Origin of the sequence: Nocardioides panacisoli, from assembly GCF_039537325.1 — a bacterium.
In the GTDB taxonomy this organism is placed as follows: domain Bacteria; phylum Actinomycetota; class Actinomycetes; order Propionibacteriales; family Nocardioidaceae; genus Nocardioides; species Nocardioides panacisoli.
Genome location: NZ_BAABAH010000001.1, coordinates 472,351 through 498,595, shown reverse-complemented (window position 1 = coordinate 498,595; position 26,245 = coordinate 472,351). Strand labels below are relative to the sequence as shown.

Annotated in this window: 27 protein-coding genes; 11 read left to right on the top strand and 16 right to left on the bottom strand. The window is 72.2% G+C overall.

The features are described 5' to 3' along the window. The gene (locus tag ABD709_RS02575) at positions 1 to 1,155 is read left to right on the top strand and encodes a serine hydrolase domain-containing protein (protein ID WP_344772225.1); all 1,155 of its coding nucleotides are present in this window, start codon (positions 1 to 3) and stop codon (positions 1,153 to 1,155) included. After that, on the top strand, positions 1,152 to 2,498 hold the full coding sequence (locus ABD709_RS02570) for a flavin-containing monooxygenase (protein ID WP_344772224.1): 1,347 nt from the start codon (positions 1,152 to 1,154) through the stop codon (positions 2,496 to 2,498). The genes ABD709_RS02575 and ABD709_RS02570 overlap by 4 nt, the downstream gene beginning before the upstream one ends. Here the strand turns inward: ABD709_RS02570 and ABD709_RS02565 are convergent. The 3 genes from ABD709_RS02565 to ABD709_RS02555 are packed head-to-tail and all read right to left on the bottom strand — an operon-like array spanning position 2,467 to position 6,059. Then, positions 2,467 to 3,354, bottom strand: coding sequence for a DUF1353 domain-containing protein (locus ABD709_RS02565; RefSeq protein ID WP_344772223.1), 888 nt, complete (start codon positions 3,352 to 3,354; stop codon positions 2,467 to 2,469). The two genes, ABD709_RS02570 and ABD709_RS02565, sit on opposite strands and share 32 nt — an antisense overlap. Further along, on the bottom strand, positions 3,351 to 4,040 hold the full coding sequence (locus tag ABD709_RS02560; protein WP_344772222.1) for a matrixin family metalloprotease: 690 nt from the start codon (positions 4,038 to 4,040) through the stop codon (positions 3,351 to 3,353). Before ABD709_RS02560 ends, ABD709_RS02565 begins: the two co-directional genes overlap by 4 nt. Positions 4,041 to 4,043: 3 nt before the next feature. Continuing rightward, entirely contained in the window at positions 4,044 to 6,059 is a 2,016-nt protein-coding gene (locus tag ABD709_RS02555) for a thioredoxin domain-containing protein (RefSeq protein ID WP_344772221.1), read from the bottom strand. 127 nt (positions 6,060 to 6,186) lie between these two features. Here ABD709_RS02555 and ABD709_RS02550 point away from each other — a divergent pair, with 127 nt between their 5' ends. After that, positions 6,187 to 7,791 (top strand): LamG domain-containing protein, encoded by a 1,605-nt coding sequence (locus ABD709_RS02550; RefSeq protein WP_344772220.1) that lies wholly within the window; start codon positions 6,187 to 6,189, stop codon positions 7,789 to 7,791. On the opposite strand, the gene ABD709_RS02545 is transcribed toward ABD709_RS02550, so the two are convergent. Then, positions 7,778 to 8,446: a VC0807 family protein gene (locus ABD709_RS02545; RefSeq protein WP_344772219.1), complete on the bottom strand. Its 669-nt coding sequence runs from the start codon at positions 8,444 to 8,446 to the stop codon at positions 7,778 to 7,780. The two genes, ABD709_RS02550 and ABD709_RS02545, sit on opposite strands and share 14 nt — an antisense overlap. 201 nt (positions 8,447 to 8,647) lie before the next feature. On the opposite strand from ABD709_RS02545, the gene ABD709_RS02540 reads away from it, so the two are divergent. Next, a complete protein-coding gene (locus tag ABD709_RS02540; RefSeq protein WP_344772218.1) occupies positions 8,648 to 9,001 on the top strand; it encodes a lipopolysaccharide assembly protein LapA domain-containing protein in 354 nt (117 codons plus the stop codon). Positions 9,002 to 9,099: 98 nt separating this feature from the next. After that, entirely contained in the window at positions 9,100 to 9,942 is an 843-nt protein-coding gene (locus ABD709_RS02535; protein ID WP_344772307.1) for a 3-hydroxybutyryl-CoA dehydrogenase, read from the top strand. Here the strand turns inward: ABD709_RS02535 and ABD709_RS02530 are convergent. After that, entirely contained in the window at positions 9,933 to 10,307 is a 375-nt protein-coding gene (locus ABD709_RS02530) for an MmcQ/YjbR family DNA-binding protein (protein ID WP_344772217.1), read from the bottom strand. The two genes, ABD709_RS02535 and ABD709_RS02530, sit on opposite strands and share 10 nt — an antisense overlap. A 35-nt stretch (positions 10,308 to 10,342) precedes the next feature. Continuing rightward, complete coding sequence (locus ABD709_RS02525; protein ID WP_344772216.1) at positions 10,343 to 11,605, bottom strand: oxygenase MpaB family protein; 1,263 nt, start codon at positions 11,603 to 11,605, stop codon at positions 10,343 to 10,345. Positions 11,606 to 11,648: 43 nt separating this feature from the next. On the opposite strand from ABD709_RS02525, the gene ABD709_RS02520 reads away from it, so the two are divergent. Continuing rightward, entirely contained in the window at positions 11,649 to 12,263 is a 615-nt protein-coding gene (locus ABD709_RS02520) for a TetR/AcrR family transcriptional regulator (RefSeq protein WP_344772215.1), read from the top strand. On the opposite strand, the gene ABD709_RS02515 is transcribed toward ABD709_RS02520, so the two are convergent. From ABD709_RS02515 to mca, 3 genes are read right to left on the bottom strand one after another with little or no spacing between them, the layout of a single operon-like run. Next, entirely contained in the window at positions 12,244 to 12,882 is a 639-nt protein-coding gene (locus ABD709_RS02515) for a LysE family translocator (RefSeq protein ID WP_344772214.1), read from the bottom strand. The genes ABD709_RS02520 and ABD709_RS02515 overlap by 20 nt on opposite strands. A gap of 1 nt (position 12,883) precedes the next feature. Continuing rightward, the gene (locus tag ABD709_RS02510; RefSeq protein WP_344772213.1) at positions 12,884 to 13,165 is read right to left on the bottom strand and encodes a hypothetical protein; all 282 of its coding nucleotides are present in this window, start codon (positions 13,163 to 13,165) and stop codon (positions 12,884 to 12,886) included. A 4-nt stretch (positions 13,166 to 13,169) separates the two neighbouring features. After that, positions 13,170 to 14,066: a mycothiol conjugate amidase Mca gene (gene mca, locus ABD709_RS02505; RefSeq protein WP_344772212.1), complete on the bottom strand. Its 897-nt coding sequence runs from the start codon at positions 14,064 to 14,066 to the stop codon at positions 13,170 to 13,172. 47 nt (positions 14,067 to 14,113) lie between these two features. On the opposite strand from mca, the gene ABD709_RS02500 reads away from it, so the two are divergent. Both ABD709_RS02500 and greA read left to right on the top strand, forming a co-directional pair. Next, the gene (locus tag ABD709_RS02500; RefSeq protein WP_344772306.1) at positions 14,114 to 14,518 is read left to right on the top strand and encodes a DUF4307 domain-containing protein; all 405 of its coding nucleotides are present in this window, start codon (positions 14,114 to 14,116) and stop codon (positions 14,516 to 14,518) included. Positions 14,519 to 14,765: 247 nt separating this feature from the next. Then, a complete protein-coding gene (greA, locus tag ABD709_RS02495) occupies positions 14,766 to 15,272 on the top strand; it encodes a transcription elongation factor GreA (RefSeq protein ID WP_344772211.1) in 507 nt (168 codons plus the stop codon). A gap of 37 nt (positions 15,273 to 15,309) precedes the next feature. Here the strand turns inward: greA and ilvA are convergent, their stop codons facing one another. Together ilvA and ABD709_RS02485 are read right to left on the bottom strand one after the other, a co-directional pair. After that, positions 15,310 to 16,539 carry a threonine ammonia-lyase gene (gene ilvA, locus ABD709_RS02490; RefSeq protein WP_344772210.1) on the bottom strand — a complete coding sequence of 410 codons (1,230 nt, stop codon included), beginning with the start codon at positions 16,537 to 16,539 and terminating at the stop codon, positions 15,310 to 15,312. Continuing rightward, positions 16,536 to 17,924, bottom strand: a complete 1,389-nt coding sequence (locus ABD709_RS02485; protein WP_344772209.1) for an AI-2E family transporter — start codon at positions 17,922 to 17,924, stop codon at positions 16,536 to 16,538. Before ABD709_RS02485 ends, ilvA begins: the two co-directional genes overlap by 4 nt. A gap of 129 nt (positions 17,925 to 18,053) precedes the next feature. Here ABD709_RS02485 and ABD709_RS02480 point away from each other — a divergent pair, with 129 nt between their 5' ends. Further along, positions 18,054 to 18,896, top strand: coding sequence for a methylenetetrahydrofolate reductase (locus ABD709_RS02480; RefSeq protein WP_344772208.1), 843 nt, complete (start codon positions 18,054 to 18,056; stop codon positions 18,894 to 18,896). Here the strand turns inward: ABD709_RS02480 and ABD709_RS02475 are convergent. From ABD709_RS02475 to ABD709_RS02455, 5 genes are read right to left on the bottom strand one after another with little or no spacing between them, the layout of a single operon-like run. After that, entirely contained in the window at positions 18,877 to 19,473 is a 597-nt protein-coding gene (locus ABD709_RS02475) for a DUF1638 domain-containing protein (protein ID WP_344772207.1), read from the bottom strand. The two genes, ABD709_RS02480 and ABD709_RS02475, sit on opposite strands and share 20 nt — an antisense overlap. Before the next feature lie 31 nt (positions 19,474 to 19,504). Then, positions 19,505 to 21,454, bottom strand: a complete 1,950-nt coding sequence (locus tag ABD709_RS02470; protein ID WP_344772206.1) for an ASKHA domain-containing protein — start codon at positions 21,452 to 21,454, stop codon at positions 19,505 to 19,507. Then, positions 21,451 to 22,326, bottom strand: coding sequence for a dihydropteroate synthase (locus ABD709_RS02465; RefSeq protein WP_344772205.1), 876 nt, complete (start codon positions 22,324 to 22,326; stop codon positions 21,451 to 21,453). The genes ABD709_RS02470 and ABD709_RS02465 overlap by 4 nt, the downstream gene beginning before the upstream one ends. Further along, positions 22,323 to 22,988, bottom strand: a complete 666-nt coding sequence (locus ABD709_RS02460; protein ID WP_344772204.1) for a corrinoid protein — start codon at positions 22,986 to 22,988, stop codon at positions 22,323 to 22,325. Before ABD709_RS02460 ends, ABD709_RS02465 begins: the two co-directional genes overlap by 4 nt. After that, on the bottom strand, positions 22,985 to 23,755 hold the full coding sequence (locus ABD709_RS02455; RefSeq protein WP_344772203.1) for an IclR family transcriptional regulator: 771 nt from the start codon (positions 23,753 to 23,755) through the stop codon (positions 22,985 to 22,987). Before ABD709_RS02455 ends, ABD709_RS02460 begins: the two co-directional genes overlap by 4 nt. Before the next feature lie 124 nt (positions 23,756 to 23,879). On the opposite strand from ABD709_RS02455, the gene ABD709_RS02450 reads away from it, so the two are divergent. Next, a complete protein-coding gene (locus tag ABD709_RS02450) occupies positions 23,880 to 25,319 on the top strand; it encodes a trimethylamine methyltransferase family protein (RefSeq protein WP_344772202.1) in 1,440 nt (479 codons plus the stop codon). A gap of 11 nt (positions 25,320 to 25,330) precedes the next feature. Then, positions 25,331 to 26,230: a formyltetrahydrofolate deformylase gene (gene purU / locus ABD709_RS02445; protein WP_344772201.1), complete on the top strand. Its 900-nt coding sequence runs from the start codon at positions 25,331 to 25,333 to the stop codon at positions 26,228 to 26,230. The last annotated feature ends 15 nt before the right edge of the window (positions 26,231 to 26,245 follow it).

Sequence of the window (26,245 nt, the reverse complement as noted above, 5' to 3'; positions counted from 1 at the left end):
ATGACGTACGTCGCCCACGAGGGCCGCGCCACTGTCCACGGCACCTGCGCCTCCGCCTTCGAGCCGCTGCGCGACCTGCTGGCGAGCAACCTCGCCGACGGCAGCGACCTCGGCGCGTCGCTGGCGGTGCTCCAGGACGGCGAGCTGGTCGTCGACCTGTGGGGCGGGGAGGCCCGGCCGGGCGAGCCCTGGCAGGAGGACACGATCGTCCAGGTCTGGTCGGTGACGAAGACGATGGCCGCGTTCACGGCGCTGGTGCTCGCCGACCGGGGAGTCCTCGACCTGGACGCGCCCGTGTCGACGTACTGGGACGGCTTCCGGGACGAGCGGGTGCTGGTCCGCCACGTGCTCTCGCACACCTCCGGCTACGCCGGCTGGACCGAGCCGCTCGACACCGACGGGCTGCTCGACCTCGAGCGCTCGGAGCGGATGCTCGCCGAGCAGGAGCCCTGGTGGGAGCCGGGGACTTCGTCCGGCTACCACATGATGAGCTACGGCCACCTGGTCGACGGCATCGTCCGGGGCGCGACCGGTGTGCCGCTCGCCGACCAGTTCCGGACTCTCGTCGCGGAGCCGCTCGGCGCCGACTTCCACCTCGGCGTGCCCGAGTCCGAGCACGGCCGGATCGCCGAGCTGGAGCCGCCGCGGACGGCGGACGTCGCATCGGCGCTGCCGGAGGACAGCTTCTTCCTCGCCACGGTGACCAACCCCCTGCTGGACGTGCCCGCCGTCCTCCTCACGCCGGCCTGGCGGTCCACCTCGCTCGCAGGCCTCAACGGGCACGGCAACGCGCGCTCGATCGCGCAGGTCCAGTCGGTCGTGTCCCACGGCGGCGAGCGCGACGGCGTACGGCTGCTGGGGCAGGAGACCCTCGACCGGATCTTCGACGTCCAGGCCGACGGACCGGACCGGGTGCTGCCGGTGTCGCTGCGCTGGGGCACCGGGTACGCGCTGCCCGTGACGGCGGCGCCGGCGGTGCCGGAGGGACGGGTGTGCTGGTGGACCGGCTGGGGCGGCTCCGTCGTCGTCAACGACCTGGAGCGCCGGGTGACCGTGGCCTACGCGATGAACCGGATGCACGACCACTACTGGGCCTCGCCGCGGACCGACGGCTACGTCCGGACCGCGTTCGAGTGCGTGGAGGCGGGCGCGTGAGCGAGGTGAAGGTCTGCATCATCGGCGCCGGCTGCTCGGGGATCACCACGGCCAAGCGGCTCAAGGAGTTCGGCATCGACTACGACCAGTTCGAGCTGTCCGACGACGTGGGCGGCAACTGGTACTTCAAGAACCCCAACGGCCGCTCGTCGGTCTATGAGTCGCTGCACATCGACACCTCGACGCAGCGGCTGCAGTTCGAGGACTTCCCCGCGCCCGAGGACTACCCGGACTTCCCGCACCACACCCAGATCCACGACTACTTCCGGGCGTACGTCGACCACTTCGGCCTGCGCGACGCGATCACCTTCGAGACCGGCGTCGACCGCGCCGCGCGCACGGACGACGGCTGGGAGGTCACCCTCTCGACCGGGGAGACCCGCCGCTACACGGACCTGGTCGTGGCCAACGGCCACCACTGGAGCCCGCGGCTTCCGGACTGGGCGGGCGACCCGTTCGACGGCGAGGTGATCCACAGCCACGCCTACATCAACCCGTTCGAGCCCGTCGAGATGCGCGGCAAGCGGGTGATCGTCGTCGGGATGGGCAACTCCGCCATGGACATCGCCTCCGAGCTCTCCAGCCGCTGGATGGCGGAGACGCTCTACGTCTCGGCGCGGCGCGGCGTGTGGGTGCTGCCGAAGTACCGGAACGGGCAGGCGGCCGACAAGGTGATGGCGCCGCCGGACATCCCGCGCGAGCAGGCGCTGGCTGCCAGCCGGCAGCTGATCCGCGAGCTGGTCGGCAACATGAGCAGCTACGGCCTTCCCGAGCCCGACCACGAGCCGCTGTCCGCGCACCCGTCGGTCAGCGCGGACTTCCTGACCCGGGCGGGGTCCGGCGACATCCACATGCTGCCGGCGATCGAGCGCCTGGACGGCCGCACGGTGCACCTCGTGGACGGCAGCACAGTCGAGGCCGACGTCATCGTCTGCGCGACGGGCTACGACATGCGGTTCCCGTTCTTCGACGAGGACGAGATCGAGCTGCACCCGACGAGCGACCACCGCTACCCCCTGTTCAAGCGGATGATCAAGCCGGGCGTCGACCACCTCTACTTCCTCGGCCTCGCCCAGTCCTCACCCACGATCGTCAACCTCGCCGAGCAGCAGTCCAAGCTGCTCGCGCGGCTGCTGGCGGGCAGGTACGCGCTCCCGCCGGTCGACGAGCAGGTCCGGATCATGGCGAAGGACGAGGCCGAGCACCTGGCGCAGTACTACGCCAGTCCGCGGCACACGATCCAGATCGACTTCGCCCGCTACGTCGTCGACCTGCTGGCCGAGATCGAGGCCGGCGAGGAGCGGGCGAGGACTACCAGCGGGTCCCGACCAGCAGTGCGGTGAAGACGGCGCACGACGCCACCACGGTGCCCGTCGCCACCAGGAGGGCCAGCGGTCGGCGTACGGCGAGGTGCTCGGCGACCTTGTAGAGCAGGGTGATCCCGACCAGGACCACCGTGACGTGGAGCAGCAGGGCCAGGGCGATCCCGGCGATGACGCCGGCGATCCGGAACCGGCCCCAGGTCAGCCCGAGCAGCAGCGGGATCACGACGGCGCCCGCGGCACCGCCGGCGAGCTCGACGAGGAAGGGCCGGTCGCCCATCCACGGCACCCAGTCGACGACGTCGAGCAGGTCGAGCGTCGCCAGCACGCCGAGGACCACGACGACGCCGAGCGTGCCCAGCATCGCGAGGCGGTAGCGCAGGTGGGTCCCGCGGCTCCAGTCCGCCGAGCCGCTCCAGATCGTGCCGAGGGTGACCGCCGACCAGACCAGCCAACGCCGCACCAGCGGCACGTGGGCGTCGCGCATCCCCGCGCGGAAGACGCGGTCGGCGTCGGCGCGGTCGATGACGTGACCCTCGGTGGAGATGTACGTCGCCGGTCCGCCGGGGTTGATCAGCCCGTCGTGGACCAGCGCCGGCGGAAGGTGGTTGCCGGTCTTGGGCACCAGCCAGGTGAACAGGTCCGGCACCGAGGCGAAGTCGGTGCGGAAGGTCGCCAGGTCCTCGGGCACGAGGATCTCGCCGTACTCGTCGTCGAGATAGGCGATCCGCCGCAGCATTCGGAACCGCTCGGCGCCGCCCTCGACCTCGCGCTCGACGACGATCTGGAACGGCCGGGCCGGATCGGGCGGCTCGGTGTCCGAGCCGCCGTCGTAGAACCGGTGGGGTTGCGGCGCCTGCGCCCGCGGGCCGTTCATCCGCAGCGCCCCTCGCCCAGCACGATGAGGCCCTCCCGGTCACCGGGACCGTAGTCGTCCTGGAACGTCGTCTCGCTGAACATCAGCTGGCTGGGGTCGCTGACGTGATCGAGCCCGACCAGGTGCCCGAGCTCGTGCAGCAGCACGGCGTGCGCCTCGCCGGAGTCGAGGTCCTCGCCCAGATCGGTGTCGAGCGTGACGCCGCCGGTGGTGTAGCGCCACCAGCTGCCGAAGCGCAGCGCGGCGGCCCCGCCGACGCCGACGACGTCACCGGTCAGCGACGGCACCTCGTCCTCGTCGGCCCAGGCGATCAGCACCGGCGCCCGGCTCAGCGCGGAGGCTTCGCCGGACTCGTCGGGCCGGCGGTCGGTGGTGCCGTCGTAGTGGAGCTGCAGCCCGCTGATCTGCTGGACCTCGGTGATCGCCTCGGCCACGAACCCGGCGGCGTCGTCGGGGCCGCCGTCCGGGTTGATCTCGTAGTGGATCTCGCGGCACGGGTCCCACGCCACCGGGTCGGCCGGGTCGCCCGGCTGGTGCTGGAGGAAGGCGTGCGGGCCGCCGACGCCCGCGTGGGCCGGGCTGCCGAGCAGGTGCTCGTCCTGGGCGTGGAAGAGCAGCCCGAGCAGCACCAGGCCGCTGACCATGAGCAGCAGGCCCCACGGCCATCGCCCCCGCCCCTGCGCCACGGCTCAGCCCAGGTCGTCCGGCGAGGTGACCGGGCGGTCGCAGACGAAGCCGCGGCAGACGTACGCCGCCGCGGCGCCGTCGACGGCGGTACGCCCCGCGAGCAGGGGTACGTCGTCGCGCGGCTCGTCGGCGACGACGACCACCGCGCCGGGCAGCCGACGGGCTCGGGCAGCGAGCGCGTCCCGCGCTGCGCCGGCCGGTCCGACCACGGCGACCTCGAGCGGGCCGTCGAGCATCACCTGCGCCGCTGCGAGCGACCACCCGGCGAACCGCGGCGCCTTCTCGGCGAGGTTGGTCACCGTCGCGAGCGCAGCCTCCGCCGCGTCGCGGTAGCGGCCCTCTCCGGTCAGCGCGTGCGCGGCGACGAGGGCGTGCACCATCGAGCTGAGCCCGCTGGGCGAGGCGTTGTCGGAAGGATCGCGCGGCCGCGCCACCAGGGCCTCGGCGTCGGCGTGGGTGTCGAAGAACCCGCCGTCGTCGGCCCGGAAGCCGGCGAGCGCCTCGTCGAGCAGCCCGGTGGCGAGGTGCAGCCAGCGGGCGTCGCCCGTCGCCTGCACGAGGGCCAGGAACCCCGACGCCACGCACCCGTAGTCCTCCAGCACACCCGCATGCTTCCCCGCCACCCCGTCCCTCGACACCCGCAGCAGGCGCGAGCCCTCGGCGAGGTGCAGGCGGGCCAGCAGCTCGCCGGCCGCGACGGCCGCGTCGACGTACTCTGGTGCGTCGAGGAGGAGCCCGGCGTCGCAGAGCCCGGCGATGGCGAGCCCGTTCCAGGCGGCGACCACCTTGTCGTCGCGCGCCGGCCGCGGCCGCTGCTCACGTACGGCGAGCAGCCGCTCGCGGACCGCGGCGAGCCGGGCCCGGTCGTGGGGGTCGGAGGGGTAGTGACGGAGCTGGAGCGTCGACGTGCCGTGCTCGAAGGTGCCCTCCTCGGTGACGCCGAACAGCTCCGCCGCCCACCGGCCGTCCTGCGCGCCGAGCGCCTCGACCAGCTCGGCCGGGGTCCAGACGTAGAAGAGCCCCTCCTCCGCCTTGCCGCCGCCGATCGGTGCGCTGTCGGCGTCCAGCGCGGACGCGAAGCCGCCCTCCGCCGTGCGCAGCTCACGGAGCATGAAATCGGCGGTCTCGCGCGCGACCCGCTGGCCCTGCTCGTTGCCCAGCCGCGCGTAGAGACCGAGCAGCTGGGCGTTGTCGTAGAGCATCTTCTCGAAGTGCGGCACCACCCAACCGCGGTCGACGGCGTACCGCGCGAATCCCCCGCCGACCTGGTCGTACATCCCGCTGCCCGCCATCGCGGCCGTCGTCCGCGCCAGCATGTGCCGCGCCTGGTCTCCCCCGTGCCTGCGGAGGAACTCCAGCACCATGCTGGGCGGGAACTTGGGGGCGCCGCCGAACCCGCCGGCCGCCGCGTCGAACTCGTTCGCCAGCACCTCGACCGCGTGGTCCAGCGCGTCCGCGCCGACCGCCGGCCCCCCGCTGGTCGAGTAGCCGTCGCGAGGAACGAGCGACGGCGTATCGAGACCACGTTGCAGGTGCTGACGCACGTTCTCGGCAACACCCCGCACCTCGTCGCCCCGGTCCCGCCACGCCTCGCTCAGCGCCTGCAGCACCTGCGTGAATGCCGGCTGGCCGTGCCGCGGCCGGTCCGGGAAGTAGGTGCCCGCGAAGAACGGGTTGCCGTCGTGGTCGAGCACGCACGTCATCGGCCAGCCGCCGTGCCCGGTCATCGCCGTGGTCGCCTGCATGTAGACCGCGTCGACGTCGGGGCGCTCCTCGCGATCGACCTTGATGTTGACGAAGTGCTCGTTCAGGTACGCCGCGGTCGCCTCGTCCTCGAACGACTCGTGGGCCATCACGTGGCACCAGTGGCACGCGGCGTACCCCACGCTCAGCAGCACCGGGACGTCCCGCTCGCGGGCCTCGGCGAACGCGTCCGGTCCCCACTCCCACCAGTCCACCGGGTTGTCCGCGTGCTGCAGGAGGTACGGCGAGGTCGCGTCCGCGAGACGGTTGGCCACCCGACCACGCTAGCCGGGCAGCCCGGATGGCCCGGATCGACCAGGCCGTCCGCGCCGATCGGACGGTTCGGGTCCCGGGCCGCGCCTACTCCGCAGCTCCGTGCCCGGCGAGCCGACTAGACATTTCGTGACCGCTCACCGTCGCCTCCGTCTGCTGACCCTGCTCTGCCTGGTCGCCACCTGGGCCGCCGCGACGCTCGTCGCTGCGGACCTGGGTTCGGCGCGGCAGACCGCGAGCCTCAACGTCTCGCTGGACAAGTACTACGCCGGCCAGGGACTGCGGTTCTCCGGCTCGTTGGGGCGCACCGGCCGCCAGGCGGTCTGGCTCGAGTTCAACATGAACCGGCCCGGTGACGCCTGGACGAAGATCGAGGGGACGAGGCACACCACCGACGCATCGGGGCACTTCTCGTTCAGCCACCCCGCGCCGGCCATGTACAACATCAGCCTGCGCGTGAACTCGCCGTCCGGCCCGACACCGGGGCACCTGTTCCACGCGGTCGACGAGCTGATGACCGTCGGCATCCGGCCCGCCTCCGGCCACTGGTCGGCCCAGGTCGGCGGCTCGGGGTACGTCGACTTCCGGTCCTATCCAGCGGTGGCGGGCGACCCGTTCGTGGTCACCGTGGACACGAGTCCCGACGGCGGCCCGGTCCTGGCCGGTCGCACCGTCGCGCTGCAGCAACGGGTCAGCGCGAAGACGTGGAAGAGCGTCGGCAGCGGCACCGTCGGGGCGAACGGGCTCGTGACTTTCCGGCAGACCGTCGACACCGCAGGGGTCGTCGTCTACCGCGCTCGCGCCGACGCGTGGCGGAAGGCGGGCAGCCGGATCGGCTGGAACCCGTCCTTCCCGACCTATGTCTACGTGCACGACCGGTCCGGCCACGGGCCGAGTCCCAAGGTGGCCGCGGCCGACGGCCGCACCCCCTCCGCGAGGCCGGCCGCGCCGGCACCGGCGCTGCGCGGCTCCACGGCGACCTCGGCCGGCCAGCGGTTCACCTGGGGCGAGCCCCTCTTCGACTTCGGCTACGAGTGGGGCGAGTCCCTCACCGACGCCCCGTTCCGCGGGAAGCGCGAGCGCGGCTCGTGGCGCGAGACCTCGACCGGCTCGGGTCGCGTCGGGCGGCACAACGGCGGGATGTTCTTCGAGTCCAGCTTCGGGACCGTGGGACCGCGCGACGCGGGCAGCGGCGACTTCGGCACGACGACGGCGACCCTGACCGGCAACGCGGCGACCTTCGGCCGGTGGGAGGTGCGGATGCGGGCCTGGGACCTCGCGGACGCCGGCGACGACTACCACGTGCGGGCGGAGCTGGTCCCGGCCAACCAGGTGAAGGGCGCGTGCGCCCGGGCGATCACGGTCGCCGACTTCACGCCCGACGGCCACGAGGTCGGCTTCGGGGCGTCGGCGGGGCGGCGGTCGTGGGCGGCGCGGAAGACCGGCGTCGCCATCGAGCAGCAGGCGCACTCCTACGGCGCCGAGGTGACCGGGACGCACATCACCTGGTTCCTCGACGGTACGCCGATCGGGACGCTGCGGAGTCCCGACGCCATCCCCGGGGTGCCCCTGACGCTGCGGCTGTCACTGGTCGGCGACGGGACCTCGGAGATGCGGCACACCTACGCGGGCGCCGACTGGATCCGCGCGTGGGACCTCACGCGTGGCCACCCGGTCACCAGCGGACTCCTGTCGCTGGTGCTGCACATCCTGCACGGCGTCAGCGGCTGCTGACCGCGACCAGGGCGCGGTGCTCGCGACGCACCACCAGCGACGCGATCGTGATCGTCGCCGCGGCCGCGAGCAGGGTCAGCCCGAAGATCGCGGCACCCTTGAAGAGGACGAAGTGCACGGTCGACAGGGACACCAGCAGCCAGAGGGTCAGGCTGCCCTTGACGACGACCACGATGCCCCACATCAGGGTCAGTCGCCTCAGCAGCAGCTGGATCCCCGGGCGCGCGGCCAGGTGCTCGTCCATGGGGTAGAAGTCGGGTGCGAGCCGGGCGACCAGGGGCCGTTGCGTCAGCAGCGACCCCAGGAAGATCGCCGCGACGCACGCGTCGGAGAAGACCGGCTGGACGAAGTAGACGAACGCGTTGCCGGTCGCCAGCGTGAAGGTCGAGCGGACGGTCATGATCCCCAGCGTCAGGAGGAGCAGACCGGAGACCGGGTGACCACGGGCGCGGCGCCACCCGATGGCGCCCGTCATCCACGCGAGGGCGACGAGGACCGCCGCCGAGAGCCCCAGCCAGGCGAACGTCGACGCGAAGAGCAGGGCCGGCGCGAGGACGGCCGTCGCCAGGCTGAGGGCCGTGCGCGCCACGACGTCCCGCACCCCGGGAAACGCGGTGACGGAGTCGATGCTGGGCCCGGCCGCGATGGCGGCCACGATCGAGATGGTCGGTTGCTCCCGACTGTGCTGGCTGCGTCGTCAGTGCCCGTGACCGGTCGGGGACCACGTCGTGGTCGTGCCCGGCGGACCTGGCGAGAACAGTTCTGCTCCCAGCGTAGCGACCGGGTCGCGATGCGAGGAGCAAACTGCGTCATTGTGGGTACCGGGCGATCAAGCCGCCCTCGACAAGGAGCCATCGTGAGCACCGACCAGCCCGGGAACCCGAACGCCACGGAGCCCACCCATGACCGCGGCGCGCCCGAGGACGGCACCGAGGCGCCCGCACCCGGGCGCGACCCGCTGCGGGGATCGCGGACCAGCGGGACCTGGATCGCCGCCGTCGCGCTGTCCCTGGTGCTGGTCCTGCTCGCGGTCTTCATCCTCCAGAACACGCAGCGGGTGGAGGTCTCGCTCCTCGGCTGGAACGGCCGGGCTCCGCTCGCCGCGACGCTGCTCATCGCCGCTGCCGGCGGCGCGCTCGTGGTCGCGACCGCAGGCGCGCTGCGGATCCTCCAGCTGCGCCGCAGGGTCAAGCACCAGCGCACCGGCTGACGGCTCTCGCGCGCGTTCGGCGTACCCGCCGGTAGCGAATAGCGTGCAGGAAACGGAGCTAGGGAGGACCGATGGCAGACAGCGGGCAGGCCGGCGGCATGGGGCGCGTCGGCGTCGTGGGCGGCGGGCTGATGGGTTCGGGCATCGCGGAGGTGTGCGCCCGCGCGGGCCGCGACGTCGTCGTCGTGGAGTCGAGCGCGCCGGCCGCCGACGCGGCGGGGGCGCGGATCGAGAAGTCCGTACGGCGGGCCGCCGAGCGCGGCAAGCTCGACGACCCGGACGCGGTGCTCGCGCGGGTGCGGGTGACCACCGACCTGGACGCCCTTGCCGATCGCGAGCTGGTGATCGAGGCGATCATCGAGGCCGAGGACGCCAAGGTCGAGCTCTTCGCCCAGCTCGACAAGATCGTCGGTCCCGACACGATCCTCGCGTCGAACACCTCCTCCATCCCGATCATGAAGCTCGCCGTCGCGACGCAGCGGCCGCAGCAGGTGCTCGGCATCCACTTCTTCAACCCGGTCCCGGTGCTCAAGCTCGTCGAGCTGGTGCCGAGCCTGATGACCTCGGAGGAGACGACCGCGCGGTCGCGCGCCTTCGTCGAGCAGGGCCTCGGGAAGCAGGCGATCCTCTGCCAGGACCGCGCGGGGTTCGTGGTCAACGCGCTGCTGATCCCGTTCATCCTCTCCGCGATCCGCATGATGGAGTCCGGCTTCGCGACCGCCGAGGACATCGACCACGGTCTCGTGCTCGGCGCCGCACACCCGCAGGGTCCGCTCGCGCTGGCCGACCTCATCGGCCTCGACACCACCAAGGCCGTCGCGGAGTCGCTCTACGAGGAGTTCAAGGAGCCGCTCTACGCTCCCCCGCCGCTGCTGCAGCGGATGGTGTCGGCCGGCCTGCTCGGACGCAAGACCGGGCGCGGGTTCTACACCTACGCCTGAGCGGGGCGCGGGACCTGCTCGGCCAGCGAACGCGGCGCCTGCAGGCAGTAGGAGTCGGTGAGCAGCTCGGCCAGCTCCTCCCAGTCGGTGCCGTCGTCGAGCAGGATCCCGACGGCGTTCACGCCCCAGTCGCTGCGGTAGTAGGGGGCGCCGAGGTGCTCGAACGCGAGGACCTCGTCGGGCTCGGCGAAGAACCGGATCCGGAAGAGCTGGTCCTCACCGCCGAAGACGTGCGCCACCGTCGCCTGCCGCACCCGCCAGGCGACGCCGGTCCAGGCGGCGTACTCCTCGCACTCGGGGAACCTCGCCACGATCTCGCGCAGCCGCTCGACCCATGCGAGCGGCACGTCCGGACGATCGGCCACGGCGCGAGTCTGCCGGACCGCGCCGACACCGGCACTCAGACCGGGAGCTCGCCGACCTTGGCCTCCTCGTCGTCGAAGTGGCTGTCCAGAATCCGCTGGCTGACCCGGTCGCCCCATGCGAGCAGCCGCTCGCGACCCCAGGACGTCCGGGCCAGGACGCGGTAGCGCCAGGTGTTCAGCGCCAGCACGTAGGCGTGCGCCCACGGGGGCCGCAGCGGCAGGCCGAGCTCGCGCATGCTGGCCGGCCCGAGGAACACGGTGAGCATGCTCAGCAGCCGCTCGCGCTCGAACCGCGCCCGGACGCCCTGCAGCCATCCCGGCCAGCCGGCGTAGCGCCGGCCCTTCTGCGCCTCGAGGATCGCCTGGGCGAGCCGGGGGCCGGCCTCGGAGATGTCGGCCTGGGCGAGCAGCACGTGGTAGCTCTGCCGGTGCCGCTCCCACTCGTCGTCGACCAGGAACTCCGCGTCCACGCCGAGCAGCCAGCCGACGTACTTCCACAGGTGCATCAGCGCCCGAGACTCCCGCCCGGTCACCCGGACGCCGAGCCCGCGGCACCCGATGATCAGCACGCCGTCGAACAGGAAGAGCGTGGACGCCTGGTCGGCCATGTTGATGGGCAGACCCCAGCGCGCCGCGTCCCAGCGCGGCTCGAAGGCCGCGTTCACCAGCGCGTGCATCGCCCGCACGTGCACCGTCAACCGCCAGGCCTCGCCGCCGGGGCCGCCGCCCACCGGCGGGCGGAGCGACTGCGGCCGGCTGAGCTCGACGGTCCACTTCTGGGTCTCGCCGAGCCGCCGCCGGGTGCTGTCGCCGACGAGCCCGCCGGTGGCGACGAGCAGGTCCGACGGCCCGCCGAACCGGTAGCCACCGATCAGCGACAGCTGGGTGAGCACGTCGGCGGCGTTCTGACCAAGCCGCCGGGACACCTTTGCGCCCTCGTCGAGCAGGTCCCAGTCGACCCAGTCCGGGGTGTCCATGACGGCGGCGAAGAAGTCGGCCAGCGCCGGCGGCGGGTCCGGTACGGCGTCGATGCCGCACTCCAGCGCGGTCCGGAGCTGCGCCATCGACACGCGTCCGGGATCGCTTGCTCGCATCCGGATCGCGTCCGCGAGCCGCGCGCCGAGCTCGTCCCGCTCCCCGAACGCCCGGCCGATCCGCTCCATCAGCGCCTCGTCGACGCCGGAGACCCGGCCCATCACCTTCAACGGCCGCCCGAGGCGGGCGCCGCGCGCCTCGGCCTCGCGGTAGCGGGACGGGAACGAGCCGGTCGACGCGGGCACTGCCTGCTCCGTGGTCATGCCCCATCCTGACGCGAGTCATCGCTCGCATACAATTCGCGTCATGCGGAAGCAGCCCCGCCAGGAGCGGTCCCGGCAGATGGTCGAGCGGATCGTCGCGGCCGGCCGGTCGGTGCTCGTGAGCGACGGCTACGACGCCTTCTCGACCAACCGGGTCGCCGGCGCCGCCGGCGTGAGCCCGGGCTCGCTCTACCAGTACTTCCCGGACAAGTCGGCGATCGTCGACGTGGTCGTCGACCGCTACTGGGAGGAGGTGGCCGAGCAGGTCGCCGCCTCGCTGGCCGACCGGATCGCCGAGTTCGGCCCGGCCATGGTCCGCGACACCGCCGACGCGCTCGTCACCGCGCTCGAGGCCGACCCGGCGCTGCTCCGCGTCGTCGCGCGGGAGCTCCCGCTGTCCCGGAACCACGCCCGGCTCGAGGCCCTGGAGCGGCGGGTCCGCGACCTGGTGGCGGCCTACCTCGCCGCCCGTCCCGGGACGGGGCACCGCCCCCAGCCGGCGGTCGCCGCCTGGGTGATCGTGCTGGCGATCGAGAACCTCGCGACCCGCTGGGTGCTCGACGGTCCGGCGGTCACGCGCGACCAGCTGCTCGACGAGATCGTCGCGCTGGTCGGCGGCTACCTGCTGAGCGCGTCGGTCACGACCGGTTCCCGGTGAGGGCCATCCCCACACCGAGGCCGATCATCGACGTACCGCCGATCGCGCCGAGCGAGCTCACGCGCCGGGGTGATCCGGCGAACCAGTCCCGGGCCCGGCCGGCGGCGAACGCCCACGCCGAGTCGCACACCAGGCCGACGACGACGGCGATCGACCCGAGCACGAACATCTGCGCCGGCACCGAACCGTGGTCGCGGTCGACGAACGGCGGCAGCAGCGCCGCGAAGATCATGAACGCCTTCGGGTTGCTGACGCCGACGACGAAGCCCTGCCGCGCCGCCCGGCGCCAGCCGAGCGGGGTCCGCGCGTCGGCGGTGAGCCGGAGCTCCCGGCGGTGGCGCAGCGCCTGGACACCGAGCCAGACGAGGTAGGCCGCCCCGGCCAGCTTGATCGCGGTGAACACCGCGATCGAGTCGGCGACGACGGCGCCGAGCCCGACCGAGACCAGGCACATGACGAGGAACAAGCCGGTGGTGTTGCCGGCGACCGTCGCGAGCGCGACGCGCTGGCCGTAGCTCACCGCGCGACCCACGGTGAAGACGACGCTGGGGCCGGGAATGACGATCAGGACGAGCGCGGCCAGGCCGAAGCCGAGGACCTGGTCGAGCCCGACGCCCACGTCAGCCGCCGTTGGTGGCCGGGTGCTCGTCGTCGGCGGAGTCGGGGGTGTCGGCCGCGACGTCGGTGGCCGGCTCGGTGGTCTCGGCCTCCGGCTCGTCGGTCGGACCGAAGACGCCGCGGTCGGCGGCGGCGCGCGTCTTGCGCAGCTGCTTGGTGAAGTTCCAGAGGAGGAACGCGGTGGCGGCGATCAGCGCGAGAAAGATCCAGAACGCCGTCCACCCCGCCACGACGTCGTTGTCGTCGGGTACGGCGTCCTCGAGCGTGATCAGTGCGGCCAGCATGGGCTCATTCTCCCACTGCCACCGTGATGCCCGCGAACAGGTCGTCCTCGGGGAGCTCGGAGGGCACGTGGCTGGTCACCAGCTCGTAGTCCTCGTAGGGCCACACCTCGGTCTGCAGCTCGCGCGGGATCGCGAACCAGAAGCCGTCCGGGTCGATCTGCGTGGCGTGCGCCAGCAGCGCCTGGTCGCGCACGCCGAAGTAGTCCGCGCACGGGACCCGCGTCGTCACCCGGTTGTCCCACTCGGGGTCCGGCTTCCAGTCCTTGAGCCGCTCCTCCCACGGGGACTCCAGCCCGTGCGCGAGCATCGCCTCGTGCAGCGCCTCGATCCGCTGCCGGTTGAACGAGTGGTGGTAGTAGAGCTTCAGCGTCTGCCACGCCTCGCCGAGCTCGGGCTCGTAGGTCGGGTCCGCGGCCTTCTCGAAGGCATAGACCGACACCTCGTGGCACTTGATGTGGTCCGGGTGCGGGTAGCCGCCGCGCTCGTCGTAGGTCGTCATCACGTGCGGCCGGAAGGACCGGACCAGCCGGATGAGCGGCCGCGCCGCCTCCTCCAGCGGCACCAGCCCGAAGCAGCCCTCGGGCAGCGGTGGCTTGGGGTCGCCCTCCGGCCAGCCGGAGTCGACGAAGCCGAGCCAGTCCTGGGTCACGCCGAGGATGTCGCGGGCGCGCTCCATCTCCTGCCGGCGGATCTCGTGGATGTTCTCGAGGATGCCGGGCCGGTCCATCTTCGGGTTGAGGATCGAGCCGCGCTCGCCGCCGGTGCAGGTCGCCACGTGCACGTCGACGCCCTCGGCGACGTACCGAGCCGTGGACGCCGCACCCTTGCTCGACTCGTCGTCGGGGTGCGCGTGCACGTGCATCAACCGCAGTCCGGCGCGGTCGGGTGACTGGTCGGGCATGGGCACGATGGTAGGGCTGGCCGACATGCGAGCATGAACCCGTGAGCATGACCGACCATTCCCTCGAGCAGCGGTACGGCGCCCCGCCGCGCGCCCGCCGCTGGATCGTGCTCGGCGTCGCCGTCATCGTGGCCGCGCTGTTCCTGGGCTGGCTGGGCTGGGCGATCTGGGGCACGGCCAACCCGGCCGTCTCCTCCCAGGAGCTCACCAAGGAGCCGCTGGGCGAGCACCAGGCGCGGATCTCGTTCCGGATCAAGTACGGCGACGGCCCCGTCGACGCGACCTGCACCGTCCGCGCGCTCACCGACGACGGCCAGGAGGTCGGCCGCGTCTCCGTGCACCCGGACCCGAGCGAGGGGCCGGACTACACAGTCACCTTCCGCACCACGCGCCGGCCGAGCTCGATCGAGTGGCTCGGCTGCACAGCCCCCGGCCAGACCCACCCCCGCTGACCCGAAAACCCGTGCTGACCTGCGGAAACGTCGACAATCGGACATCTGCCCGCCCCCGTTGTTAAACTGACCCTTCCGTCCGATCGCGAGCATCGGTGGTCGAGAGAGCCGCAGCGCGCCCTTCACGAAAGCCCGACCACCGGCGCGGTCCCCGGGGCCGTTCTCGCCCCCCGGGATCGCGGTACGGACCGCACGCACAGGACATCAGTGGACCACCCCTGGTCCACGAGAGTCAGGAGTTACCCACATGACGCAGACCGGCACGACCGACGACAAGATCTGGCTCACCCAGGAGGCCTACGACAAGCTCCAGGCGGAGCTCGCCGACCTCGAGGGTCCGCAGCGCTCCGAGATCGTCGCCCGGATCAGCGCGGCCCGCGACGAGGGTGACCTCAAGGAGAACGGCGGCTACCACGCCGCCCGCGACGAGCAGGGCCGCCTCGAGGCCCGCATCGCCCAGCTCAAGGACATGCTGCGCCGCGCCGAGGTCGGCGAGACCCCGGCCGACGACGGCGTCGTCGAGCCCGGGATGGTCGTGACCTACAAGTTCGACGGCGACGACGACGACGAGGCCGAGTCGTTCCTCCTCGGCGCCCGCGAGATCGAGCCCGAAGGCCTGACCGTCTACTCGCCGCAGTCCCCCATCGGCTCGGCCCTCACCGGCCACAAGATCGGCGAGAAGGTCGGCTACGAGGCTCCCAACGGCAAGACCATCGAGGTCGTCATCCTCGACGCCAAGCCCTTCGTCGGCTGAGCCCGCCGAGTCGGCTCAAGCTTGTGCCGACTCGGCGTCAGGAACGCTCGACCACGACGTAGCCGCTGCTGCGCAGACCCTCCAGGAGGGTCTCCGCGTGCGGCTCGCCGCGCGTCTCCAGCTGGAGCAGCACCTCGACCTCGCCCAGGTGCAGCCCCGGTGACACCCGCTCGTGCACGACCTCGAGCACATTGCCGCCGAGGTCGCCGACCAGCGTGAGCAGCCGAGCCAGGCCGCCGGGCACGTCCGCGATGGTGACCTGCAGCGACAGGTAGCGCCGGCCGGCGCTCATGCCGTGCACGATCACCTTCCCGAGCAGCAGCGGGTCGATGTTGCCCCCGGAGAGGACCACGACGACCGGCCCCGGGAAGTCCCCGTCCGCGTCGCCGGAGGCGACGTCCATCAGGGCGGCGGCGGCCGCGGCGCCGGCCGGCTCGACGACGAGCTTCTCGCGCTCGACCAGGGTGACCAGCGCCCGTGACATCGACTCCTCGGAGACGGTGCGGATCTCGTCGACGTGGTCGCGCACCAGGCCGAAGGTCAGCGTCCCCGGCTCGCCGACGGCGATGCCGTCGGCCATGGTCGCCATCTCCTTGAGCCGGACGGGGTGGCCGGCGGCGATCGAGGGCGGGTAGGCCGCCGCCATCGATGCCTGTACGCCGACCACGCGGACGTCCGGCCGGCGGGACTTCACGGCCACCGCGACGCCGGCGAGCAGCCCGCCGCCACCGGTCGGCACGACCACCGTGGCAGCCTCCGGCAGCTGCTCCATCACCTCGAGACCGAGGCTGCCCTGGCCGGCGACGATGTCCGCGTGGTCGAAGGGGTGCACGAAGGCCGCGCCGGTGCGGTCGGCGTACTTCCGCGCCTCGCCCAGGCAGTCCTCGAGGAAGCGACCCCCGAAGACCACCTCGGCTCCGTAGGCCCGGGTCGCCCGCTCCTTCGGGATCGGTGCGCCCGCGGGCATGAAGACGGTGGCGTGGATGCCCGCCTGCTGGGCCGCGAGCGCGACGCCCTGGGCGTGGTTGCCGGCGGACGCCGCGACGACGCCGTGCGCGCGCTCCTCCTCGGTGAGCCGGCTGATCCGGACGGCGGCGCCGCGGATCTTGAACGAGCCGGTGCGCTGGAGGTTCTCGCACTTGAGCCAGACCGGCCGGTCCAGCGCGGAGCTGAGCCAGCGCGACTCCAGCATCGGCGTCCGCACCGCGGCCGCGTCCACCAGGGGCCGGGCCTCGGCGATCGCGGCCGCCCACTCCTCGATGCTCACGGCAGTACCTCCTCGGGTGTGGGTGGCTCGAGCCCTTCCTCGGTGGTCTCCGCGGGCCCCTCCACGCTGGCGGAGAGGGACGCGAGGTGCAGGACCACGGCGTTGCCGGCGGCGGCGAGCGGTACGGCGACCATGGCGCCGACCACGCCGGCGACGAGCACGCCGCAGGCCAGGGCGACGATCACCCCCAGCGGGTGCAGCGAGACCCAGCGGCCGAGCAGGAACGGCTGGAGCACGTGGCCCTCGAGCTGCTGCACGCCGATCAGGACGGCGGCCATGATCAGGGCGGTCACCGGGCCCTGGTCCACGAGCGCGACGAGGACCGCCACCGTGCCGGCGACGGTCGCGCCGACGACCGGGACGAACGCACCGAGGAAGACGACCACGCCGATCGCGAGCACGAACGGGACCCGCAGGACCGCGGCGCCGATCATCACCCCGGCCGCGTCGACGAGGGCGACGATCACGGTGGCCCGCACGAACTGGACCAGCGAGACCCACGCGACGCGGCCCGAGCTGTCCACGCGCTCGCGGGCGGCCCGCGGCGTCAGCCGGACCAGCCAGGACCAGATGCGGTCGCCGTCGGCCAGGAAGAAGTAGGTGGCGAAGAGCGTGATGAAGAACGCCGCGACGACGTGGCCCAGCGCGGCGCCGATCTCGGTGATCCGGTTGACGGCCTCACCGCCCTTCGACTGGTTCTGGATCGTGTCCTGGGCCGACTGGATCCAGTCGTTGATCTGGGAGTCGCTGGCGTGCAGCGGGCCGGTCTGCAGCCAGTCCCGGATCTGCCCCAGGCCCTCGACCGTCGAGTCGGCGAGGTCCTGCGCACCGCTCGCCACCTGCTGGCCGGCGAAGGTGAGCAGCGCGCCGATCACCGCGAACCCGAAGAGCACGACGAGGAGCGCGGCGATGCCGCGGGGCACGCCGATCCGGTGGACGCCGTTCACGACCGGGCTGGCCAGCGCGCTGACGAGCAGCGCGATCGCGAGCGGGACGGTGACCACGGCGAAGTAGCCGAGCAGCCAGAGCAGCAGGTAGGTCGCAGCACCGATGATCAGCAGCCGCCAGGCCCAGGCCGCGGCGAGGTCGAGCCCGACGGGCACGTCGGCGCGGCCGAGGTTCGACGGGCCCGCGACGATCGGCTCCGGGGTCGCCCGCCGCTCCTCACGGACGAGCGCGAGCTGGTGGACGAACCGATGGATCAGCGAGTCCTCGGACTCGCCCTCGACCGCCGGCCGCTCCTCGTGCGAGCGCCGGCGGCGGGGCAGCCGCCGCCTGGTCGGCTCGTCGACGGGTCCCCCGCTCGGCTCCCCGGTCGGCTCCCCGGTCGGCTCCTCGGTCGGCTGCTCGCTGGGGGCGCCGGCATCGCTCGAGGGTTCCGTCACGTCGTCAGGCTATCCGGGCCCCGGTGGTTCGCCGCGTCCCGTCGGAAGTGGCCCCTCCGGACCCTGTTGCCCTGACCCATGACGGGTCTACGCTAGCCCGAAGGTGCGTATCACGAAATGAGTTCCGCTATGCGCAACAAGGATGCCGCCACGATCCGGAGGCTGCTCGGCACGGCTCGCTACGAGGTGCTGCCGACGAGGTCGATCGAGGAGAAGGTGCTCGCGTCGGTCCCGACGTCGGTCGCGGTGACCGTCACCGCGTCGCCCTCGATGGGCCTGGAGCGCACTCTCGAGACCGCCGAGCGGCTCGCGAAGAACGGCTACTCCGTGGTGCCCCACATCGCGGCGCGGATGGTGCACGGCCGCCCCGAGCTGGAGGAGCTCGTGGAGCGGCTGCGGGCGTCCGGCATCACCAACGTCTTCGTGCCCGGCGGCGACGCCGAGGCCGACGGCACCTACCCGGACGCGCTCGCGATGCTGGAGGACCTCACCGCGATCGGGAGCCCGTTCGCCGAGGTGGGCGTCACCGGCTACCCGGAGAGCCACCCGACCATCCACGACGACCTCACCGTGCAGTCGATGTGGGACAAGCGGAAGCACGCGACGTACGTCGTCAGCAACCTGACCTTCGACCCGGCCGTGATCAAGGACTGGGTCCACCGCATGCGGTTGCGCGGGATCACCCTGCCGCTGCTGATCGGGGTGCCGGGACCGGTCGACCGCGCCAAGCTGCTCGGCATGGCGACCAAGATCGGCGTCGGCGACTCCACGAGGTTCCTGTCCAAGCAGAAGGGCCTGATGACGCGGCTCGTCGCGCCCGGCGGGTTCACCGGCGAGTCGTTCCTGACCCGCGTCGCTCCGACGGTCGGTGAGCCGGAGGCCAGGGTCACCGGCCTGCACGTCTACACGTTCAACCAGGTCGCCGAGACCGAGGCCTGGCGCCAGGACTGGCTCACGCGCCTGACGGAATAGCCGGTGGTCGAGGAGGTCGCGCAGCGACCGTCACGAGACCCTCGAGCGCCTCCTCCAGGCCCCGCTGCCCGGTCTCGACCACCGTGAGCGGCAGCCCGATCGCGGCGGCGGCGTCCGCGGCCTGCGCGCGCAGCTCGTCGTCGGGCTCCTGGGCGAGCCAGACCACCCGCGTGTAGGAGCCGAAGTAGTCGTCGCGGAGCTCCGGGTAGCGGTCCAGGCCGAGCTCACGGAGGACGGTCCGCGCGAACGAACGGACCAGGAAGTCGGTGAGCACGTAGGTGCCGGGCTCGGCCTCGAACATCGCCGCGAGCCGGTCGGCCCCGGCGAACAGGTCGTAGCAGTGCAGCCCCGGCAGCCGCTCGAGGCCGAGCTCCTCGCACACGGCGTCGAGCGCGCCGTAGGTGCCGCAGTCGGCGTACCCCACGGCGACCCGTCTGCCCTCGGCGAGCAGCGACGCGGCCAGCGCCCGGACCTCCCCCGCGATCAGCTGCGGCTGGTTGTGCAGCAGCGGCGGGAGCGGCAGTACGTCGACGGGCCAGGACCGCCGCTGCGCGATCGCGGCCGCCGGCTGCGCCAAGGCACCGCAGGCGATCAGTGCGAGCGGGCGCTCAGAAGCTGAGCTGCTCGACGAACCGGTCGTTGAAGTCCGTGCGGTCGGAGAGCTCGACATAGGTCACCTCCTCCAGCAGCGCCGCCGCGCCGGCGCGCTCGCGGATCGACAGCAGGGCCATCTTCGCGCCCTCACCGGCGACGTTGCCCGCCGACACGATCCGCAGCACCGGCAGCGTGGGGACCAGACCGATCCGGACCGCGGACGCCGGCGAGATGTAGCTGCCGAACGAGCCGGCCATCAGCACCTGCTGGACGTCGCGGTGCTCCAGACCGAGCTCCTCGAGCAGGAGCGTCCAGCCCGTCGAGATGGCGGCCTTGGCGAACTGCAGCTCGCGGACGTCGCGCTGCGAGAGGACCACACTCTCCTCCGGGCCGGCCTCCGGGTGCGGGCGGTGCAGCACGAAGACCCGCTCCTCGCCGATCCGGGTGAGCCGGTCGGCGAGGGCCGGGGCGACGATCGGGGCCTGCTCGTCGGGGACGAACCGGCCGGACGCGTCGAGCAGCCCGACCCTCACCAGCTCGGCGACCGCGTCGACCAGCCCGGAGCCGCACAGCCCCATCGGCTCGACGTCGCCGATCACACCGAGCTGGACGGGGTCGTCGGCGCCGCCGAGCCTCACGACCTCGATCGCTCCCTCGGCGGCGCGCATGCCGCACTTGATCGCGCCGCCCTCGAAGGCAGGCCCGGCCGGCGCGGCGGTCGCCAGGATCCGCTCGCCGTCGCTGAGCACGATCTCGCAGTTGGTGCCGACGTCGACGAACAGCCGGGTCCGCTTGTCGCGGTCCATGCCGGTCGCCAGCATCCCGGCGACGATGTCGCCGCCGACGTAGGCGCCGAGCGCCGGGAAGAACAGGGCCCGGGCGCGGGGGTGCAGCTCCAGCCCGATCTCGCTCGCGAGCACCGACGGCGGCTGTGCGGCCACCATCACGAACGGCGCCATGCCGAGCGGCTCGGGGTCGATGCCGAGGACGAGGGCGGTCATCGTCGCGTTGCCGGCGACCGCGACCTCGTAGACCTGCGCCGGGTCGACCTCGCCCTCCTTGCAGACCTGCGCGGCGAGCTCGACGAGGGTGTCGGCCGCGGCGCGCTGAAGCCGCGGCAGCGCGTCGGGATCCATCATCGTCGCGCTGATCCGGGTGATGACGTCGCCGCCGAAGGGCTGCTGCCGGTTGAGCATCGACGCGACCGCGACCGGCGTCCCGAGCGCGAGGTCGAGGAGCGTCGCGACCACCGTCGTCGTACCGAGGTCGAACGCGATCGCGTAGCGCTGGTCGGTGGTGTCCCCCGGCTCGACGTCGACCAACGCCTCGTCGACGACGACCGCGGTCACCTTGTGGTCCGCCTGCCGCAGCACCGTCGGCAGCCGCCGCAGCGCGTGCAGGTCGGGCCGCGGCTCGAGGTCGTCGATCGCGTCGAGCAGCCGCTGCAGGTCCGAGCGCTGGTCGGTGAGGCTGGGCTCGTCCAGCTCGACGTAGCGCTTCTGCACCGCCGGCCGGAGGATGACCTGCCTCCCGACGCCGACGGTCGCGGCCTTCGGCCGGGTGGTCAGCGGAGGTACGGCGACCTGGAGGTCGCGCGTCGCCTGGAGGAGGCACGCCAGCCGCCAGCCGTCGTCGAGCTGCTCCCGGCTGAAGGTCCGGACGTCGTGCCGGCTGATCGGGGTCGACCCCTCGACCCGGACCTTGCACTTGTGGCAGGTGCCGTGGCCCCCGCACGTCGAGTCGATCGCGATGCCGTTCCAGGAGGCCGAGTCGAACACCGTCACGCCGGGCGGCACCCGCACGGCCCGGTGGGACGGCGGCGCGCCGCCGGAGTCCTCGACGGTGAACGACAGCTCCACGCGGCCGGTGCCGTCGTGGGCCGCGGTCTCGGTGCCCGGCGCCGGGAGCAGCCCCTCACGCCGGAGGGCGTCGAGGTCGAGCTCCGGGGCCGGGTCGTCCGTCATGCGGAGGCGGCCTGCCTCGCGCGGTGCGCGGCGATCCAGGCGCCGCCCCACTCGTCGTGTCCGAGCAGCAGGTCGGCGCCCTTGACGGCCTCGACGATCTGCGGCGTGCGGGTGTCCATGATCGCGGAGGTCAGCCCGGCGGTCATCGCCATCGGCAGGAAGGCCGCGCCGATGGCGTGCCGCGACGGCATCCCGAAGGAGACGTTCGAGGCGCCGCAGGTCATGTTGACGCCGAACTCGTCGCGGATCCGGCGCATCGTCTCGAGCACGGTCAGGACCACGCTCTGGTCGGCTCCGATCGGCATCGCGAGCGGGTCGATCACGATGTCGGCCTGGGCGATGCCGTACTCCTTGGTCGCGACCTCGACGATCTTGGCCGTCAGCTCGAGCCGCTTGTCGACCTCCATCGGGATCTCGTCCTCGTCGTTCGGGAGCGCGATCACCGCGGCGTCGTACTTCTTGACCAGGGGCAGGATCTGCGCCATCCGGTCGTCCTCGGCGGTGATGGAGTTGACCAGGGCCCGGCCCTGGTAGACCGACAGTCCGGCCTCCAGCGCCTCGACCACGGAGGAGTCGATGCAGATCGGCTTGTCGGTGAGCTCCTGGACCATCCGGATCGCCTTGGCCAGCAGGTCGGCCTCGTCGGTCAGCGGCACGCCCATGTTGATGTCGAGCACGTCGGCGCCGCCCTCGACCTGTGCCTTGACGTCGCGCTCGATGGCGGACAGGTCGCCCGCGCGCAGCTGCTCCTGGAAGATCCGGCGGCCGGTCGGGTTGATCCGCTCGCCGATCAGGCAGAACCGCCGGTCGTGGCCGATGACCACCTCCTGCGTCGCCGAGCGCAGGACGGTCTCGAGCCGCGGCGCCGTCACGCGAGCACCTTGGAGCGCTTCTCGTGGAGCAGCGCCTTGGCGCGCTTCACGGTCGCGGAGGCGTCGGCCGCGTAGCCGTCGGCGCCGACCGCGTCGGCGTACTCCTGGGTGACGGGCGCGCCGCCGACCATGACGACCACCTGGTCGCGGAGGCCGGCCTTCTCGAGGGCGTTCATGTTCGCCTTGAACATCGGCATCGTGGTCGTGAGGAACGCGGAGAACCCGACGATGTCGGGCTGGTGCTCCTCGATCGCGGCGACGAACTTCTCCGGCGCGACCTGCACGCCGAGGTCGATCACCTCGAAGCCGGCGCCCTCGAGCATGATGTTGACGAGGTTCTTGCCGATGTCGTGGACGTCGCCCTTGACCGTCCCCATGAGGAACTTGCCGATCGTCTCGATGCCGCCGGCGACCAGCAGCGGACGAAGCCGCTCCATCGCGCCGGCCATCGCGCGGCCGGCGATCAGCATCTCGGGCACGAAGAAGTCACCGCGCTCGAACCGGGCGCCGACCTCCTCCAGCGACGGGATGAGCGCGTCGAACAGGAGCATCTGCGGCTCCATGTCGTTGGCCAGGCCCTCCTCGGTCAGCTCGAGCACGCGCGGGGCGTTGCCCACGAGCGTCTCGTCGTAAAGGCCCTGCAGGATCTCTTCGGGGGTCATGCCACGCCCTCCTTGCGGGTTCTCCGGCGCAGCAGCCCGGACAGCTGCTCCGCTCGGTCCATCAACAGCCGGCCGATCTCGTCGCGCCGGTTCTCCAGCCGGGGGCTGGGTCCCGAGATTCCGAGGGCAGCGACGACGTCGCCGGCCTCGCCCCGCACCGGCACGGCCACACCGGTCAGGCCGATCTCCAGCTCGTCGACGGTGCTGAACCAGCCTCGTCGCGCGCCCGTCGTGAGCTCGTGGGCCAGCGCCTCGCGGTCGGTGACCGTGTGCGGGGTGAGCCGCTCGAGGGCGCCGCCGGGCAGCTCGAAGGCACCGTGGGCGAGCAGCACCTTGCCCAACGCCGAGCTGTGCGCCGGCACGTCGACGTTCGTCCAGTCACGGCTCCCGAGGAGGTACGTCGAGTCGACCTGCGCGACCTGCACGACCCGGTCGCCGCGGGTCACCGAGAGGTGGACGGTCTCGCCGGTGTCGGCGCCGACCTTCTCGAGGATGGGCCCGGCCAGCCGGACCAGCTCCTCCCACCTGTCGTGGCGGGCGGCGTACAGCCAGAACAGCGGACCGGCGACGTAGGACCCGCTGCCGTCGCGCTCGAGCAGCTCGGTGCGCTCGAGCGCGGTGAGCAGCCGCGACGTCGTCGACTTCGGCAGGCCGCTCTCCTCCTGCAGCTCGGCGAACGTCATCGGCTCGTCGGCGCGCACCACCGTGGCGACCAGCGCGACGGCGCGGTCGACCGCCTGGGTGCCCGTGCCGCCCTGGGTTGCCATCCGCCTGCCCCTCGTCGAAGAGTTCCATCATGTGGAACCCTGATCCCATAACGTGAGGCTAGGATGCCACAGAGGCGGGGTCAAGAGTTGTCCCGCGCAGACCTGGTTGGCAGCAGGAGGCTCGATGTTCCGGAACCGCATGCCCCGCTACGAGATCCTGTCCGAGGACGCGATGGCCACGCTCGACAAGGGCTGGCGTCGACTGATGACCGAGATCGGCATCGAGTTCATGGACGACCGCGCGCTCGACCTGTTCCGCAAGGCGGGGCAGCGGGTGGAGGACAAGACCGTCTTCCTCGACCCGGACTTCGTCCTCGAGCAGGTCGCGAAGGCCCCCTCGGAGTTCGACGTGCAGGCCCGCAACCCCGAGCACAGCGTCCACATCGGCGGCGACGCGATGGCCTTCGGTGCGGTCTACGGGCCGCCGTTCGTGCGCGAGGGCGAGGTGCGCCGCGACGCGACCATGGAGGACTTCCGCAACTTCACCAAGCTCGCGCAGTCCTTCGCCGCACTCGACTCCGCCGGCGGCATCATCTGCGAGCCCAGCGACACCCCGCTGGACAGCCGCCACCTCGACATGACCTACGCGCTGCAGACGCTGACCGACAAGGTCTACATGGGCAACGTCGTCTCCGGCGTCAACGCCGCGGACACGATCGCGATGTCCTCGATCCTCTTCGGCTCCCGCGAGTCGATCGAGCAGAACCCTGCGACCATCTCGCTGATCAACTGCAACTCGCCGCTACGCTGGGACGACCGGATGCTCGAGGCGCAGTTCGAGTACTCCGCCGCGAACCAGCCGGTCGTCCTCACGCCGTTCATCCTGATGGGCGCGATGTCGCCGGTGACCATCCCGGCGGCGCTGGTCCAGCAGATCGTCGAGGCGCTGTCCGGCATCGCGCTCTCCCAGCTCATCCGGCCCGGCGCCCCGGTCATCTTCGGCTCGTTCCTCTCCAACATCGACATGCAGTCGGGGTCGCCGACGTTCGGCACCCCCGAGTCCGGCATCGGCCTGCTCTGCACCGGGCAGATCGCCCGCCACTTCGGGCTGCCGTTCCGGACCGGCGGCGGCCTGACGTCCTCCCAGGTGCCGGACGCCCAGGCGGGCTACGAGGCCCTGATGACGATGCTGCCGACGTTCCTCGCGGGCGCGAACTGGGTGATGCACTCGGCCGGCTGGCTCGAGGGCGGCCTGGTCGCCGGTTACGAGAAGTTCATCGTCGACGTCGAGATCCTGCAGATGCTCCAGCACGAGTTCACCCCGCTGGAGATCGACGAGGACTCGATGGCCTTCGGCGCCCACGAGGAAGTCGGCCACGGGGGCCACTTCCTCGGCGCGATGCACACGATGGAGCGGTTCCGCACCTGCTTCTACCGGCCGATGCTCTCCTCCTCGGAGAACTACGAGCGGTGGATGCGCAACGGCGGCAAGGACGCCGCCGTGCGGGCCGGAGAGACCTACAAGAAGCGCCTCGAGGAGTACGAGGCACCCGCGCTCGACGACGCCGTCCGCCAGGAGCTGGAGGAGTACGTCGTCCGCCGCCGCGCCGAGCTGGGCGACTGACGGGCACCGACATGGCCTACGCGACGACCCAGCAGCACGCCCGCTCGACCGCCCCGGCCGGCGACTTCGTCCTGGTCCTGACCTGCCCCGACCAGCCGGGTGTCGTGCACGCGGTCTCGGGCTTCCTCGTCGAGCACGGCGGCAACATCCTCGAGAGCCAGCAGTTCGGCGACCAGCTGACCGGCCGGTTCTTCATGCGGATCGACTTCGTCGTCGACGGCCCGGCCGAGGTGACGGCCGAGGGCCTGCGCGCGGACTTCGCGTCGGTCGCCCAGCGCTTCGGCATGTCCTTCGAGCTGTGGGACGCGCGGGCGCCGTACCGGACGCTGATCATGGTCTCCAAGCACCTGCACTGCCTCAACGACCTGCTGTTCCGCACCAGCACCGGCGCCCTGCAGATCGACATCCCGGTCGTCGTCTCGAACCACCTGGACGCCGAGCCGCTCGTCAAGGCGCACGGCATCGAGTTCGTCCACGTCCCGGTCAGCCCCGACACCAAGGACGCCGCGGAGGATCGGCTCCGGGAGCTGATGGAGCACCACGGCATCCACCTGGTCGTGCTCGCCCGCTACATGCAGGTGCTCTCCGACCGGCTCTGCAGCGACCTGGCGGGTCGGGCGATCAACATCCACCACTCGTTCCTGCCGAGCTTCAAGGGCGCGAAGCCCTACCACCAGGCGTTCGACCGCGGCGTGAAGCTGGTCGGCGCGACGGCGCACTACGTCACCGCCGACCTCGACGAGGGACCGATCATCGAGCAGGACGTGCTGCGGGTCGACCACGGCTACAGCCAGGAGCAGCTGGTCACCGCCGGTCGCGACGTCGAGGCCCAGGTGCTCTCGCGCGCCGTGCGGTGGCACGCGGAGTCGCGGGTCCTCCTCAACGGGCACCGCACCGTCGTCTTCCGCTGACGCACGCCGGGTGAC

Excerpts from the sequence above, each read along its gene's own strand:
- mca (WP_344772212.1), bottom strand. The coding sequence starts at position 14,066 with ATGCCCGACCAGTCACCCGACCGCGCCGGACTGCGGTTGATGCACGTG.
- ABD709_RS02500 (WP_344772306.1), top strand. The coding sequence starts at position 14,114 with ATGACCGACCATTCCCTCGAGCAGCGGTACGGCGCCCCGCCGCGCGCC.
- ABD709_RS02575 (WP_344772225.1), top strand. The coding sequence starts at position 1 with ATGACGTACGTCGCCCACGAGGGCCGCGCCACTGTCCACGGCACCTGC.
- ABD709_RS02520 (WP_344772215.1), top strand. The coding sequence starts at position 11,649 with ATGCGGAAGCAGCCCCGCCAGGAGCGGTCCCGGCAGATGGTCGAGCGG.
- ABD709_RS02510 (WP_344772213.1), bottom strand. The coding sequence starts at position 13,165 with ATGCTGGCCGCACTGATCACGCTCGAGGACGCCGTACCCGACGACAAC.
- ABD709_RS02455 (WP_344772203.1), bottom strand. The coding sequence starts at position 23,755 with ATGGCAACCCAGGGCGGCACGGGCACCCAGGCGGTCGACCGCGCCGTC.
- ABD709_RS02470 (WP_344772206.1), bottom strand. The coding sequence starts at position 21,454 with ATGACGGACGACCCGGCCCCGGAGCTCGACCTCGACGCCCTCCGGCGT.
- ABD709_RS02525 (WP_344772216.1), bottom strand. The coding sequence starts at position 11,605 with ATGACCACGGAGCAGGCAGTGCCCGCGTCGACCGGCTCGTTCCCGTCC.
- ABD709_RS02480 (WP_344772208.1), top strand. The coding sequence starts at position 18,054 with ATGCGCAACAAGGATGCCGCCACGATCCGGAGGCTGCTCGGCACGGCT.
- purU (WP_344772201.1), top strand. The coding sequence starts at position 25,331 with ATGGCCTACGCGACGACCCAGCAGCACGCCCGCTCGACCGCCCCGGCC.
- ABD709_RS02460 (WP_344772204.1), bottom strand. The coding sequence starts at position 22,988 with ATGACCCCCGAAGAGATCCTGCAGGGCCTTTACGACGAGACGCTCGTG.
- ABD709_RS02450 (WP_344772202.1), top strand. The coding sequence starts at position 23,880 with ATGTTCCGGAACCGCATGCCCCGCTACGAGATCCTGTCCGAGGACGCG.
- ABD709_RS02565 (WP_344772223.1), bottom strand. The coding sequence starts at position 3,354 with ATGAACGGCCCGCGGGCGCAGGCGCCGCAACCCCACCGGTTCTACGAC.
- ABD709_RS02535 (WP_344772307.1), top strand. The coding sequence starts at position 9,100 with ATGGGGCGCGTCGGCGTCGTGGGCGGCGGGCTGATGGGTTCGGGCATC.
- greA (WP_344772211.1), top strand. The coding sequence starts at position 14,766 with ATGACGCAGACCGGCACGACCGACGACAAGATCTGGCTCACCCAGGAG.